The organism is Methylovirgula sp. 4M-Z18 (assembly GCF_037890675.1).
In the GTDB taxonomy this organism is placed as follows: domain Bacteria; phylum Pseudomonadota; class Alphaproteobacteria; order Rhizobiales; family Beijerinckiaceae; genus 4M-Z18.
The window spans coordinates 1,718,122-1,731,716 of record NZ_CP149574.1 but is presented as its reverse complement, the minus strand read 5'-3'; the positions used below and the strand labels follow the sequence as shown (position 1 = coordinate 1,731,716).

At 61.5% G+C, this 13,595-nt stretch carries 13 protein-coding genes; 7 read left to right on the top strand and 6 right to left on the bottom strand.

All coding sequences use genetic code 11. From position 1 onward, the window contains the following. Positions 1 to 37 precede the first annotated feature (37 nt). The 3 genes from V9T28_RS07945 to lexA all read left to right on the top strand — a co-directional run bounded on the left by V9T28_RS07945 (position 38) and on the right by lexA (position 3,237). The gene (locus tag V9T28_RS07945; protein ID WP_116398471.1) at positions 38 to 1,255 is read left to right on the top strand and encodes a molybdopterin molybdotransferase MoeA; all 1,218 of its coding nucleotides are present in this window, start codon (positions 38 to 40) and stop codon (positions 1,253 to 1,255) included. Between the two features lie 39 nt (positions 1,256 to 1,294). Further along, positions 1,295 to 2,344: a PLP-dependent cysteine synthase family protein gene (locus V9T28_RS07940; protein ID WP_116398470.1), complete on the top strand. Its 1,050-nt coding sequence runs from the start codon at positions 1,295 to 1,297 to the stop codon at positions 2,342 to 2,344. Positions 2,345 to 2,529: 185 nt separating this feature from the next. Then, positions 2,530 to 3,237 carry a transcriptional repressor LexA gene (lexA, locus tag V9T28_RS07935; protein WP_116398469.1) on the top strand — a complete coding sequence of 236 codons (708 nt, stop codon included), beginning with the start codon at positions 2,530 to 2,532 and terminating at the stop codon, positions 3,235 to 3,237. Between the two features lie 4 nt (positions 3,238 to 3,241). Here lexA and V9T28_RS07930 read toward each other — a convergent pair whose 3' ends face one another. Beyond that, positions 3,242 to 5,548, bottom strand: a complete 2,307-nt coding sequence (locus V9T28_RS07930) for a ComEC/Rec2 family competence protein (protein WP_116398468.1) — start codon at positions 5,546 to 5,548, stop codon at positions 3,242 to 3,244. Between the two features lie 111 nt (positions 5,549 to 5,659). Here V9T28_RS07930 and gltX point away from each other — a divergent pair, with 111 nt between their 5' ends. Next, entirely contained in the window at positions 5,660 to 7,093 is a 1,434-nt protein-coding gene (gene gltX, locus V9T28_RS07925) for a glutamate--tRNA ligase (protein WP_116398467.1), read from the top strand. Positions 7,094 to 7,375: 282 nt separating this feature from the next. After that, on the top strand, positions 7,376 to 8,656 hold the full coding sequence (gene gltA, locus V9T28_RS07920; RefSeq protein ID WP_116398466.1) for a citrate synthase: 1,281 nt from the start codon (positions 7,376 to 7,378) through the stop codon (positions 8,654 to 8,656). Positions 8,657 to 8,779: 123 nt separating this feature from the next. Here gltA and yacG read toward each other — a convergent pair whose 3' ends face one another. Genes yacG through infA form a run of 3 tightly spaced genes read right to left on the bottom strand, consistent with a single transcriptional unit; the run spans position 8,780 to position 9,878 of the window. Then, positions 8,780 to 8,977 carry a DNA gyrase inhibitor YacG gene (gene yacG / locus V9T28_RS07915; RefSeq protein WP_116399752.1) on the bottom strand — a complete coding sequence of 66 codons (198 nt, stop codon included), beginning with the start codon at positions 8,975 to 8,977 and terminating at the stop codon, positions 8,780 to 8,782. Positions 8,978 to 8,989: 12 nt separating this feature from the next. Beyond that, complete coding sequence (locus tag V9T28_RS07910; RefSeq protein WP_116398465.1) at positions 8,990 to 9,625, bottom strand: Maf-like protein; 636 nt, start codon at positions 9,623 to 9,625, stop codon at positions 8,990 to 8,992. Between the two features lie 34 nt (positions 9,626 to 9,659). Beyond that, positions 9,660 to 9,878, bottom strand: coding sequence for a translation initiation factor IF-1 (gene infA / locus V9T28_RS07905; RefSeq protein WP_116398464.1), 219 nt, complete (start codon positions 9,876 to 9,878; stop codon positions 9,660 to 9,662). A gap of 319 nt (positions 9,879 to 10,197) precedes the next feature. Between infA and V9T28_RS07900 the strand changes: the two genes are divergently transcribed. Continuing rightward, positions 10,198 to 10,545, top strand: coding sequence for a hypothetical protein (locus V9T28_RS07900; protein ID WP_116398463.1), 348 nt, complete (start codon positions 10,198 to 10,200; stop codon positions 10,543 to 10,545). Here V9T28_RS07900 and pssA read toward each other — a convergent pair. Continuing rightward, positions 10,539 to 11,333, bottom strand: coding sequence for a CDP-diacylglycerol--serine O-phosphatidyltransferase (gene pssA / locus V9T28_RS07895; RefSeq protein WP_245423812.1), 795 nt, complete (start codon positions 11,331 to 11,333; stop codon positions 10,539 to 10,541). The two genes, V9T28_RS07900 and pssA, sit on opposite strands and share 7 nt — an antisense overlap. A gap of 42 nt (positions 11,334 to 11,375) precedes the next feature. Then, on the bottom strand, positions 11,376 to 12,074 hold the full coding sequence (locus tag V9T28_RS07890; protein WP_116398461.1) for a phosphatidylserine decarboxylase: 699 nt from the start codon (positions 12,072 to 12,074) through the stop codon (positions 11,376 to 11,378). A gap of 287 nt (positions 12,075 to 12,361) precedes the next feature. Between V9T28_RS07890 and V9T28_RS07885 the strand changes: the two genes are divergently transcribed. After that, positions 12,362 to 13,516, top strand: a complete 1,155-nt coding sequence (locus tag V9T28_RS07885) for a PA0069 family radical SAM protein (RefSeq protein ID WP_116398460.1) — start codon at positions 12,362 to 12,364, stop codon at positions 13,514 to 13,516. The last annotated feature ends 79 nt before the right edge of the window (positions 13,517 to 13,595 follow it).

Here is a 13,595-nt window from a genome sequence, read left to right as displayed (position 1 = left end):
ACCCTGGATCCCCTTGGCGGAGAAACGATCGAACCTGATGACGAAAGCCCCTCTCCTCCCCGTTTCCGACGCTCTCGCCCGCATCCTTGCGCCAGCGCGGCCGCTTGGCATGGAACTCGTTCCCTTGAGTCAGGCCGCCGACCGTACGCTTGCCGAAGACGTCATCGCACGGCGGACCCAACCGCCCTTTGACGCCTCGGCCATGGACGGCTATGCGGTACGGGCTGAAGATATCGCAACGGTGCCGGCACGGCTCGATGTGGTCGGTGAAAGCGCGGCCGGCACGGCTTTCGCAGGTACGGTCCAACCGGGTCAAGCCGCGCGCATTTTCACCGGCGCGCCAGTGCCGCAAGGGGCGGATACGGTGGTGCTGCAGGAGACGACCCGGCGCGACGGCATCAACATAAGCGTCGAGCAAAGCGAACCGCTCGGCCGCCATATCCGCAAGGCCGGACTCGATTTCGCGCAAGGTCAGGCGCTGTTGCAAAAAGGCTTGCGGCTCAATGCCAACCGCGTTGCGCTGGCGGCGGCGATGAACCATCCGGCCTTGCCCTGCACACGCCGTCCGCGCGTTGCGATCCTGGCCACGGGGAGCGAATTGGTGGCGCCGGGCGCCGAGCCGGGCCCCGATCAGATCGTCGCCTCCAATTCTTTTGCCGTCGCGATCATGGCGGAGAAAGCCGGCGCCGAGGTGTTCGATTTGGGCATCGTCGCCGACGATTTGGCGCTTCTGCGCGCGGCAATTGCAAAGGCACGCGATGCCAAAGCCGACATTCTCGTCACGCTCGGCGGCGCTTCGGTCGGCGATCACGATCTCGTGCAACAGGCGCTGCACGCCGAAGGCATGACGCTCGATTTTTGGAAGCTGGCACTGCGGCCCGGCAAACCGCTGATGCACGGCATGCTCGGCGGTCTGCATGTGTTGGGCTTGCCGGGAAATCCGGTATCCGCCATTGTCTGCTCGAAACTGTTCGTGGTGCCGCTCATCCGCGCGCTCAGCGGCGACCCCGACGCGGCGGACGATCACAGCGAGCCGGCGCGCCTCGCCGTGCCGGTCAAGGCCAATGATTTCCGGCAGGATTATTTGCGCGCGACGCTCACCGAGCGCGCGGACGACCTGCCACGCGTGACACCGCATGGCCTGCAGGATTCCTCGATGCTGCGCGTCCTGGCCGAGGCGCAGTGCCTCCTGATCCGCGTCCCGCATGCCGCGGCGGCGGACGCCGGCGATCTGTGCCGGATCATTCGGCTGTAGTCAGGCACGCTCTCAAGCGTTTCATCGATTGGAGGACGTATGGCCCGCACGTGGCTCGACACTGCCATCTCCCGCATCGAGGCGGATTTTACACGCTCTGCCGATACGCATCTCGTGCCAATCCCGCTTCCCGGCGCGGTCGATTTTTTCTTCAAGGACGAATCGACCCATCCGTCCGGCAGCTTGAAACACCGGCTCGCGCGCTCATTGTTCCTCTATGCTTTGTGTAACGGCTGGGTGCATGAAGGCACGACGATCATCGAAGCCTCCTCCGGTTCGACAGCGATCAGCGAAGCCTATTTCGCGCGGCTTTTGGGCCTGCCCTTCATTGCCGTCGTGCCGCGCAGCACCAGCCAGGAAAAGTGCGCACAGATCGAATTCTACGGCGGGCGCCTGCATCTCGTGGATTCCGCCGATGCCGTCTATGCCGCTTCGCACCAATTGGCGCGCGAAACCAGCGGCCATTTCATGGATCAGTTCACCTATGCCGAACGCGCCACCGACTGGCGCGGCAACAACAACATTGCCGAATCCGTTTTCGCGCAAATGGCGCACGAGCGCCATCCGACTCCAGCCTGGATCGTCGTCGGCGCGGGGACCGGCGGGACATCGGCCACCTTCGGCCGTTTCGTGCGCTACCGCCAGCATGCGTCGCGTATCGCCGTCGTCGATCCGGAAAACTCCATCTTCACGGCCTATCACGCCAGCGGCGACCCCACGCTGACCAGCGCCACCGGCAGCCGGATTGAGGGGATCGGCCGGCCGCGCGTCGAGCCGTCCTTCATCCGCGACGTGGTGGACGAAATGTTTCCGGTCGAGGACCTCGATTCGATTGCCGCGATGCGCGTGCTGTCAAAGATCCTCAGCCGCCGCGTCGGCCCCTCCACGGGAACGAATTTCATCGGCGCGTTGCGGCTGCGGCGGCGCATGCTCGATGCCGGCGAGCCGGGTTCGATCGTTTCGCTGATTTGCGACTCGGGCGAGCGCTATGCCGATTTGTTCGACGATGACTGCGTGAGCGGACGATTCGGCGAAGGTCTCGCCGCTCGGCTTGATGCGGTCGCAGAAGAAATTAACCGGGCCGGCTGAACGCCCTCGTACCGTCAAACCCAGGAGTCTTGCGCCAAATTCAACGATTTACCCCTTGCGGAACATAAAAAGAACGCTTAACATGCGTTCATGATTTGTTTAAGGTCCTGCCGCAGGTTATGAGGAACAGCGATTGATTCGCGAAGGCTTCCTTAAGGTTGCGAGCACATGAAGGGGAATGATCGATGCTGACCAAGAAACAGAATGAATTGCTCCGCTTCATTCACGAGCGCCTGAAGGAAACCGGCGTGCCTCCATCTTTCGACGAAATGAAGGACGCGCTTGATCTGCGGTCAAAGTCCGGCATTCACCGGCTGATCATGGCGCTCGAGGAGCGCGGCTTCATCCGCCGGCTGCCCAATCGCGCCCGCGCGCTAGAAGTGTTGAAACTGCCGGAGTCGGCAGTGCCGAGCAGCTCGCGCAATGGCCGTTTCGCGCCGAGCGTCATTGAGGGCAATCTCGGCAAGGTGCGCGCGGTGGGCACGGCCTCGCCCGACGACGAGACGATGCAAAGCGTCGCTGTGCCGGTGATGGGGCGCATTGCCGCCGGAACGCCGATCTCCGCAATTCAGACCCGCAGCCACACGATTTCGGTACCACCGGAGTTCCTGGGTTCGGGCGAACATTTCGCACTGGAAGTGCGCGGCGATTCGATGATCGAAGCGGGAATTTTCGAAAACGATACGGTGCTGATCCGCCGGCAGGACACGGCCGACACCGGCGACATCATCGTCGCGCTGGTGGATGATGAGGAAGCGACCTTGAAGCGCTTGCGCCGGCGCGGTGCCTCGATCGCACTCGAAGCCGCAAACCCGGCTTATGAGACGCGAATCTTTGGGCCGGACCGGGTGAAGATCCAGGGCAAGCTCGTCAGCTTGATCCGTAAATACTGACGTTTCATTGATCGGCATCATAGGCGAACGGATCGCCGTAATCGTTTTTCGGCGCGGACGCGTTGCTGGAGTTTTGTGACGGCTTTGCCGCATCGGCAAAATGCGAGGGTTTGCGGATGGGCGTCGGCAGAGGCGACCAGGGGCGGTTTTCCAACGGAGCACGCGCGGCTTGCATCATCAATTGTCCGTTGGACCAGCGCAGCGCGACGGCGCCGGTTTGGAGAAGTTTTTCGCGATCGAAAATGTGTTGGGCTTTGCAATAGTCCGGCGCGATCAGCGGGCTGACGATGATGTTGGCGCGCGTGCAATCTTCGTAAAAGGCTTGCGCCTGCAACACCAATGACAGGACTTCGCCATTGGGCAGCGTCGCGATGCAAGCGAGTTTATCGCAATGGGATTGCGCGCTGAGTGCCGCGTCGCGCGGCGTCCGGCTATCACCATCAGCGCTCAGCCATTGCGCGAGCGCGAAGAGATCCGGACGAAGGCCAAGCGCACCCAACGTTCCGTCGTCTTGCCGCACGGCGATGGATTGCGGATAGGATGGAATGAAGATGTCATAGGCTTCGGATTGTGCGGCGACGAACATCCCAAGTCCTATGAGCGGGAGGGCTGCGAGACGAAAGAGCGTGCTGCGCCAGATCACGGCGCAGGCAAGTGCAAGGGTGAAACACAACAGGGCGGACGGCGCGAAAGCTTTCAGATGCAGAGTGGCGCCGGGCAATTCGCTTAAATGGCCGGCGGCCGCCATGACGATATTGATGCCCATGCCGACATAGGTCCAAACCGGCCCGTCGAGGCCGAGCGGATATAAAAGCGCGCCGAGCAACGCGCCTGGCACGGCGAAGAATTCGATCACCAGCAAAGTGAGCGGATTGCCGATGAGCACGTATGGGCTGAGTTCGTGAAAATCATAGGCCATGAAGGCCGCAGTGGCGCAGGTCGCGGCGGCGGTCCCGGCGAGGAGATGTTTGGGCGCGCCCGCCACATGCCGCGCGAACCAACCCTGCAAGCCGCGATGGTCCTGCGGCGCACGGCGCAGCGGCATGTCGATCTCGTTCTGTCGATGCTTTTCATCGCTGCGCATTTTGGCTTCGAGCACAGCAATCAGCGCCGCAACCGCGGCGAAAGACAATTGAAAGCTCGCGCCGAGCAGCGCTTCCGGTTCCAACGCAATCACCACGATCATGGCAAGGGCAAGATTGCGCATGGTCAGGGCGCGCCGATCGCACAGAATCGCACCCATCACGATCAGGGTCATGATCAACGCGCGTTCGGTGCCGATACGCGAGCCGGTCAGCATGTCATAGGCCAACGCGCCGATCATGGCGAAAGCTGCCGCCCATTTGCGGATCGGATAATGCAACGCCAGATGCGAGCTCAAAGCGAGACAGCGCCGCGCGATCAGGAACAGCAACCCCGCCACCAACGTGATCTGCAAGCCGGAAATCGTCACGATGTGGAAAATGCCCGCCTCGCGGATGATATCCTTCGTCTCCTCGGGCAAGAGGTCGCGTTTGCCCGTCACCATCGCCGCGGCGATCGGCCCCGCTTCGCCACCGGCGGCGGCATTCGCGCGCGCCGCCAAAAGGTTGCGGAATCTGTCGATCGCCGCCGCGAGCTGCAGCCCATAGCTTGGCTCCTGCGGCGCGGCGCGAACTTCGATCTGGCCGAGCGCGTTGCCGACTGCGCCAAGCCGCATGAAATAGGCGTCGCGGGCAAAATCATAGCCGCCCGGCAGATCGGCATGAGCCGGCGGCACCAACCGCGCCTTCACCTGGACATAGGTTCCCGCCTCGACATTGGGTGGCGTCTTGGTCGTGAGCCGCACGCGATAGGGTGTTTGCTCTGGCGCCAGGCCTTCGATGGAATCGACACGGATGATGAATCGGGCGCCGATCTGCCGGATGTCCATCTCTTCGATCGTGCCGCTCACCGTGCCGATAAGAATGCGATTGAGGACCGGCGCCGCAACCCGCTCCACCCGCCAGGCCGCCGCGGTGAAACCGGCGAAGACCGCGGTCAGCGACAACAGAATCGGAAAGACAATGGGCCGCGCGCGGAAGAGCCACGCCAAGGCGCCGAACGCGAGCGTCCAGACGACCGCCGCAGCAAGCGACGGCTCATGATCGGCCGACATGTAGAGCAGAACGCCGACACCCGCCGCGACGGGCAGCCAAAGAAACAGCCTACGCTCGGCAAGCTCGGCATGCCACGCGGCGCGCACAAAGTCGAAGAACGCAACAGGCCACGGGCGGGACCCGCGCAAGGTTCCGCTCAAACTCGCACCGCCGCCAGCCCCTTGCCGCGCCATGGTTCAACCAACGCTTTACACGCGATGCACGCATGCTACATGAGCGCGCGAAATGTGAAAGAGCACGCTAACGGCCGTCGACCGCCTTAGCCCGAGCCGGATTCTTGAAGAATGTCTGAGGTCGTTACCCGTTTTGCCCCCTCGCCCACCGGCTTCCTGCATATTGGCGGCGGGCGCACCGCCTTATTCAACTGGCTGTATGCCCAGCATACCGGCGGCAAAATGCTGATGCGGATCGAGGATACCGACCGCGAACGCTCGACCCCCGAGGCGATCGACGCGATTCTCGATGGGCTGAAATGGCTCGGCCTCACTTGGGACGGCGATGTCGTCTACCAATTCGCGCGGGCGGCCCGCCATCGCGAGGCCGCTATGAGTCTGCTCGACTCGGGCCACGCCTACAAATGCTATGCGACACCGCAGGAACTCGATGAGATGCGCGAGCTCGCCCGCATCGAAAAGCGGCCGCCGCGCTATGACGGTCGCTGGCGCGACCGCTCGGAGGCCGATCGCGCGGCGGCGGAAGCGGCTGGGCTGAAGCCGGTCATCCGCCTCAAGGCTCCGCAAGAGGGCGTCACGATTGTTGACGATCGTGTGCAAGGCAAAGTGACCTTCCCGAACAAGGACCTCGACGATCTCGTGTTGCTGCGCTCGGACGGCAATCCCACCTACATGCTGGCGGTCGTCGTCGACGATCACGACATGGGCGTCACGCATATCATCCGTGGCGACGACCATCTGACCAATGCGGCGCGGCAGACGCATATTTATCGGGCCTTCGGCTGGGACGTGCCGGCGATGGCGCATATCCCGCTAATCCATGGACCGGACGGCGCCAAGCTCTCCAAGCGGCATGGCGCACTCGGTGTCGATGCCTATCGCGCCATGGGCTATCTGCCCGCCGCCATGCGCGAATATCTCCTGCGTTTGGGATGGAGCGACGGCTCCAACGACATGCTCACGACACAAGAGATGATCGCGGCTTTCGATGTGACCGGCATCGGCCGCTCACCCTCGCGCTTCGATTTTGCCAAGCTTGAGAATCTGAACGGCCAATATATGCGCGCGATGCCGGACGAAGACTTGCTCGATATTCTCGTCGAAGCCCTCCCCTATCTGCCCGGCGGCCCCGCCGTGCTCGCGCGGCTCGACAGCGCGATGCGCGCAAAATTGCTGCGCGCAATGGCCGGTCTCAAAGAGCGTGCGAAAACGCTGAACGAATTGCTGGACGGCGCGCAATTTCTGTTCGCGCAGCGGCCCTTGCCTGTGGATGCCAAAGCGGCGGAAATCCTGTCGCCAAGTGCACGCGCGCATATCGCCGCGCTCGTGCCGCGGTTTGCCGCCCTGCGCGACTGGATCGCGGCGGGCGCGGAAGACATGGTGCGCGCCTATGCCGAGGAAACCGGTGCCAAATTGGGCCAGGTCGCGCAACCCTTGCGCGCCGCGCTCACGGGCCGCGGCACATCACCGGGCATTTTCGACGTGCTGGAGGTGCTGGGGCGCGAAGAAAGCCTGGCTCGGCTCAAGGATCAGGCGCAAGCCTGAAGACCGATAACGCGTTCTGCGCTTTACACAAATCATCAGCGCGCGATCGCCGCAGCGGCCGGCAGCAAGGGCCGTGCCGCGCGCTGAACCGGTTCCGAATAGACAAACCGCACCGAATGCTTTCTTGCTCCGCGGCGCCTTTACGCGTAGCGGATTTGGCAGGGTTTTCGGGTCGGCAAAATTCCCCCTTGCCTGTGCTTGCTGACCGCCCCATGTTCCGTTAGCTTTTGTGCGGCGCAAAATCCCGACCTTTGGCTGATGCGTAAAATAAGGACCATTGATATGAGCGGCACATTTATCTTCGATAATAAATCCGTCGAGATGCCGGTGAAGGAGGGAACGATCGGGCCTTCGGTCGTCGATATTGGCAAGCTCTACAGTCAAACGGGAATGTTCACCTACGATCCCGGATTTACCTCGACCGCTTCTTGCGAATCCAAGATCACTTACATCGACGGCGACGAGGGCGTGCTGCTCTATCGCGGTTATCCGATCGATCAACTCGCCGAGCACGGCGACTTTCTCGAAACCTGCTATCTGCTGCTTTACGGCGAGCTTCCAACCGCCGCGCAGAAAGCCGATTTCGACTACACGATCACGCGCCACACGATGGTGCATGAACAGATGGCTCGCTTCTTTCAGGGCTTCCGCCGCGATGCCCATCCGATGGCGGTGATGGTGGCATCGGTCGGCGCGCTCTCCGCCTTCTATCACGACTCGACCGATATTTCCGATCCCAAGCAGCGCATGATCGCGTCGATGCGCATGATCGCCAAAGTTCCGACACTCGCGGCGATGGCGTATAAATACTATATCGGCCAGCCGTTCGTGTATCCGAAGAACGATCTCGACTATACGTCGAATTTCCTGCGCATGTGCTTTGCCGTGCCGTGCGAAGATTACAAGATCAATCCAGTGCTGTCGCGTGCGCTCGACCGCATCTTCATTTTGCATGCCGATCACGAGCAAAACGCATCGACTTCGACAGTGCGCTTGTCGGGTTCTTCGGGAGCCAATCCCTTCGCCTGTATCGCCGCCGGCATCGCCTGCCTCTGGGGGCCTGCACATGGCGGCGCCAACGAGGCAGCGCTGAAGATGCTGTCCGAGATCGGCACGGTCGATCGCATTCCGCATTACATCGCCCGCGCAAAGGACAAGAACGATCCGTTCCGCCTGATGGGCTTTGGCCACCGCGTGTACAAGAATTACGATCCGCGCGCCAAAATCATGCAGCGCACGACGCATGAAGTGTTGAACGAGCTTGGCATCAAGGACGATCCGCTGCTCGACGTCGCATTGGAACTCGAACGCATCGCGCTGCACGATGATTATTTCATCGAGAAGAAGCTCTATCCGAATATCGATTTCTATTCGGGCATCACGCTGAAGGCGATGGGCTTCCCGACCACAATGTTCACCGTGCTCTTCGCCGTCGCCCGCACCGTCGGCTGGATCGCGCAATGGAAAGAAATGATCGAAGATCCGGGCCAGAAGATCGGCCGCCCGCGGCAGCTCTATACGGGCGCACCCAAACGCGAATATGCGCCGATCGGTAAGCGGTAAATCATTTCAGGGGCCGTCGTGCGAAAGCGTGGCGGCCCAATTGCTTTAGCGGCCAGCGAAATGATCTACGTCGAAGGTTCCGCAGTCTGAGAATTTTTTCTGGACCGTCCAAACCAGCGCAGTCTAAGACCGCTCCCCCTCCTCACCGTCCTCGTCGCTATCCTCGGTCACTGGAATCGCATAAGTGCCCGAGAACCAGCGATTGAGATCGACGTCGGCGCAGCGTTTGGAACAGAAAGGACGGAACTCTTTCACCGCCGGTTTGCCGCAGATTGGGCACGTCGCGATCTTGATCTTGCGATCGCCGGGGTCCTTCGACATGTCGGGCATGCCCTACTCCCGATTCATCCAGAGCAATTGGGTCGGAAAGCCTTCGCCGGAGAGCAGCGCGATGGTTTCATAGAGTGGCAAGCCGACGACGGACGGATAAGATCCGATCAGTTTCACGACAAAGGCGCCCGCGAGCCCCTGGATGGCATAGCCGCCCGCCTTGCCGCGCCATTCGCCAGACGCAAGATAAGCATCAATATCGGCAGTGGACAAGCGCTTGAAGCGCACCCGCGACTCGATCAGCCGATGCCGTGCCGCGCCCTTCGGCGTGATCAACGTGATGCCCGTATAGACGCGGTGTGCCCGCCCCGACAGGAGCCGCAAACATTGGCCCGCCTCGTCGACGATCTCGCATTTCGGCAGAATGCGGCGCCCAACCGCCACCACCGTATCGGCGGCCAGCACGAACGCATCCTGCAAATCTTCACGCGAGGTGGCGATTTTCGCCGCCGCCTTGGCCTTCGTCGACGCGAGGCGCGCAGCAAGACCGCGTGGCAATTCGTATTTGTTGGGGGTTTCGTCGATATCGGCCGGGATCAGGGCATCCGGCTCGACACCAACCTGTTGCAGCAGCGCAAGCCGGCGCGGCGACGCAGAAGCCAGCACCAATTTCGGCCGCCAGGAAGTCTGATCTGTCATTTGGGTCAGGACCTGAAGTGCCGCATGCGCCGTCCTATTTGAACCGATAGGTGATGCGGCCTTTGGTCAAATCATAAGGGGTCATTTCCACCATGACCTTGTCGCCGGTGAGCACACGAATGCGGTTCTTGCGCATTTTGCCCGCCGTATGGGCAATAATCTCGTGATCGTTTTCCAGCTTCACCCGGAAAGTCGCATTCGGCAGCAGTTCCGAGACAATGCCGGGAAATTCAAGCAGTTCTTCTTTCGCCATACCGTTCCAAATCCTTCGCCCCTCGGGGCAGCCCATCCGCCAGCTGCAATATCCAAACGCGCCGTTCACATCGGCCATCGTTCAGATCATTCTTGCAACCGGCAACTTGCACTTTCGGACGAAAATCATCTTCATCGTCCGATAAAAACCCATGCGACTGAGGAAGTTCGCCCGCCCCAGCCCGCTTTTCCGCGCGGACCCTAATCGAGATTAAACAATTTGTGAACTGGTCTCGGACAGACTGTGTGTATGATAACACTTATCGAGCGGCAGCATCGCTTGACTCGACCGGGGCACGGATTGCGAAAGAGCATATGGCATGATCGATGATCTCGTACAAGTCCAGACGGAAGCTTTTGAATCGGCCGCTTCGGCGATCGAGACTTCGTTTGCCGCCTGGACCACCATCTCCATTCGCATGGCACTGATGGCGACCGGCGCCATGACCGACCGCGAAGCGCGGATGATGTTGAGCGAGAAGGCTGTAGCCGCGACCCAAGGCGCGATGGGTGGCGCGGTTGCGATGTTCGATGCCGCCATGAACCCGCCGCTGACTGCCGGCGGCCTGATGCTCACCGGGTTCGAAGTGGCACGCGCGACCACCCACCCCGCGGGGCAGAAGGCCAAGGCCAATGCCCGCCGCCTGCGGCGAAAAATGGGCTATTGAGGTCCTGGCCCTGAGTCGGCAGCACGCCGGTCGGCCGAGACATAGGCGCGGTACTTGCGAATACTCAAGGGAATCAAAAGGATGTAGGCGGTCGCGATGACAATGAGCGCCTCCATCGGGAAATGCCACAGCAACAGGATCAGGGTGATCGCGGCGACCAGCACGACAACGACATATTCGCGCGGAATGCGTCCGAGCTGTTTGCCGGAGAAATGCGGAATGCGGCTCGCCATCAGGAAGGCGACAAGCAGCACGAAGGCCATTTCGTAGGGCACGGCAGCTTTGCCGGGGCTTATTTGCGTATAGGCGGACAGATCGAGATAGACCGGCAGCAGGCTGACGATGGCGCCTGCCGGCGCAGGCATGCCGGTGAAGAATTGGCCCGCCCAAGCCGGCTTTTTCGGATCGTCGATCATCACGTTGAAACGCGCCAGCCGCAAGGCGCAGGCGATGGCGAAAATCACGCAGACGAACCAGCCGAGATTGCCGCCGTTGTGCAACCCCCAATAATAGAGGATCAGGGCCGGCGCGACGCCGAAATCGATGAAATCGGCCAAGGAATCGAGTTCTGCGCCAAAGCGCGAGGCACTCTTCAGCGCCCGCGCAATACGCCCGTCGAGCGCATCGAAAACCGCTGCCGCGGCAATCGACATGACCGAATATTTGAAGCTGCCTTCCACCGCGAAACGGACGGAATAGAGCCCCATGCAGAGCGCCAGCAACGTCACCAGATTGGGTGCGATCATGCGCATCGGAATCCGGCGGCTGGGCTGGGCTGTGTCGCTCACGGGCTTACTCACTCGGGGGTTCGACAAGACGTTAGGCGATCTTCAGGCTTCCCGATAGATCCGCTGTCCGTCGGCCATCATGAAATCGCCGATCACAGTTTCGCCCGCAATGGTCTTCTGCCCCATGCCAACCAGCAGGTGCACGCCTTCCGGCGTGTAGACGTCCACCCGCGAGCCAAAGCGGATGAGACCGAAGCGCTGCCCGGCCTCGACCTGTTCACCCTCGCGCGAGAAGCAGACGATGCGGCGCGCGATCAATCCGGCAATCTGCACGACGCCGAAACGGCCTTGCGGCGTATCGATCAGGAGCCCGTTGCGCTCATTGTCCTCGCTCGCCTTGTCGAGATCGGCGTTGAGGAAGATGCCGGGTTTATAGGCGATACGGCTGATGCGGCCGGCCGTCGGCGCGCGATTCACGTGGCAGTCGAAGACGCTCATGAAAATCGACACGCATTGCATCGGCGCCTCGCCCAGGCCGAGTTCCGGCGGCGGCACGTAATGGCCGAGACGGCAGACGTAACCGTCGGCCGGCGCGACGACCAATCCGTCGCGCTGCGGCGTCACCCGCGGCGGATCGCGGAAGAAATAGGCGCACCAGGCGGTCAAAATCAGGCCGATCCAACCGAGATTGGCGGAAAAATAGAACAGAATGAGCGTCAGCACCGCAAAGCCGGCAATGAACATGTAGCCCTCCGGATGGATGGGCGAGAGCTGCTTGCGGACGGATGCGACGAGCGACATGGAAAATCCCGAACCGATTGAACGTGGCCGACTTATAGGGGGTTCCCAGTCAAAGCACCAGAGCCCGGCTGGGATGGGCGGGAATTGCCGAGGGATAGCCACTTTCCCCATGCCGCGAACATATACCAATCCATTGAAATTAAAAACCAATCCAACTTATTACACGGTGGTGGCGCGGCTTTGATCGCGATCGCGCACGTTCGGCAAGAATCGCGCTTGACTTCCTCATGCATGTTCCATATCTGTTCTTTATTCTCTTTATGTTCTCAGCTCCGGTGGAGAGCTTTATGTTGCATCGTCCGTCCACGCCGCCCTCCCCTCGCCTGCCGCTCCGGCCGGCAGACGATGCCTATATCGGCGCGCAAATCCGCGACGAGGTCGCGGCCGACTTGCGGCGCGGCCGGGGTGCCGTCACCAACCGCAGCGGGCGGTTCGAGCCGCAAATGCGCGAAGCGGAAGACGACGGTTGGGGATCGCTGGAGACTCTTGACGCCTTCAAGACCGAGGTGACCCACGAAAAGCCGAAAACCATCATCACCCGCAACGATTCGCCCGACATCGCTTTCGACCGCTCGATCAATCCCTATCGCGGCTGCGAGCATGGCTGCGTCTATTGTTTCGCGCGGCCGACCCACGCCTATATGGGTCTGTCCGCCGGGCTCGATTTCGAAACGCGCCTGTTCGTGAAGGAGGGCGCGGCGGAATTGCTGGAGCGCGAATTGTCGGCGCCCGGCTATCAGCCGCGCACGATCGCTATCGGCACTAACACCGACCCTTACCAGCCGATCGAGCGCCAGTATCGGATCATGCGTTCGGTTCTGGAGGTCTTGGCGAAAACCAATCATCCGGTCGGCATCGTCACGAAATCGGCGCTGATCGTGCGCGACATCGACCTTTTGGCGCCTATGGCGCGCAAGGGCCTCGCCAAAGTGGCCCTGTCGGTCACGACGCTCGACCGGACGCTCGCGCGCAAATTGGAGCCACGCGCAGCAACGCCGGAAAAACGCCTCGCGGCAATCGCAGAACTGTCGCGCGCCGGCATACCGGTCACAACCATGGTCGCTCCGGTCATCCCTGGCCTGAACGATCCGGAAATCGAAACCATTCTGGAGCGAACTTACATCAGCGGTGCGCGTGAAGCCGGCTACATCATGCTGCGCCTGCCGCTCGAAGTGCGCGACCTGTTCCAGGAGTGGATGCTGACCCATTATCCCGACAAATTGCGTCACGTCATGTCGCTCATCCGCTCGGTGCGCGACGGCAAGGATTACGATTCGACCTTCGGCAACCGGATGAAGGGCACCGGCCCCTATGCCTGGTTGACCGGTCGGCGGTTTGAGATCGCCGCGCAGAAGATCGGCTTCAACAAAGCGCGCACAAGATTGCGGACGGATTTGTTCACGCCGCCCAACGAACACGGACGGCAGTTGGATCTGTTTTGACCTCACATGGCCTCGTGGCCGGCGGCGGGGCCGAGCTATGCGATAAGATCGACACGCCCGATACGAAAGCGCGCACACG

Bases quoted from the DNA above. Each gene is read 5' to 3' on its own strand.
- V9T28_RS07945 (WP_116398471.1), top strand. From the start codon at position 38: ATGACGAAAGCCCCTCTCCTCCCCGTTTCCGACGCTCTCGCCCGCATC.
- V9T28_RS07940 (WP_116398470.1), top strand. From the start codon at position 1,295: ATGGCCCGCACGTGGCTCGACACTGCCATCTCCCGCATCGAGGCGGAT.
- lexA (WP_116398469.1), top strand. From the start codon at position 2,530: ATGCTGACCAAGAAACAGAATGAATTGCTCCGCTTCATTCACGAGCGC.
- V9T28_RS07930 (WP_116398468.1), bottom strand. From the start codon at position 5,548: ATGGCGCGGCAAGGGGCTGGCGGCGGTGCGAGTTTGAGCGGAACCTTG.
- gltX (WP_116398467.1), top strand. From the start codon at position 5,660: ATGTCTGAGGTCGTTACCCGTTTTGCCCCCTCGCCCACCGGCTTCCTG.
- gltA (WP_116398466.1), top strand. From the start codon at position 7,376: ATGAGCGGCACATTTATCTTCGATAATAAATCCGTCGAGATGCCGGTG.
- yacG (WP_116399752.1), bottom strand. From the start codon at position 8,977: ATGTCGAAGGACCCCGGCGATCGCAAGATCAAGATCGCGACGTGCCCA.
- V9T28_RS07910 (WP_116398465.1), bottom strand. From the start codon at position 9,625: ATGACAGATCAGACTTCCTGGCGGCCGAAATTGGTGCTGGCTTCTGCG.
- infA (WP_116398464.1), bottom strand. From the start codon at position 9,878: ATGGCGAAAGAAGAACTGCTTGAATTTCCCGGCATTGTCTCGGAACTG.
- V9T28_RS07900 (WP_116398463.1), top strand. From the start codon at position 10,198: ATGATCGATGATCTCGTACAAGTCCAGACGGAAGCTTTTGAATCGGCC.
- V9T28_RS07890 (WP_116398461.1), bottom strand. From the start codon at position 12,074: ATGTCGCTCGTCGCATCCGTCCGCAAGCAGCTCTCGCCCATCCATCCG.
- V9T28_RS07885 (WP_116398460.1), top strand. From the start codon at position 12,362: ATGTTGCATCGTCCGTCCACGCCGCCCTCCCCTCGCCTGCCGCTCCGG.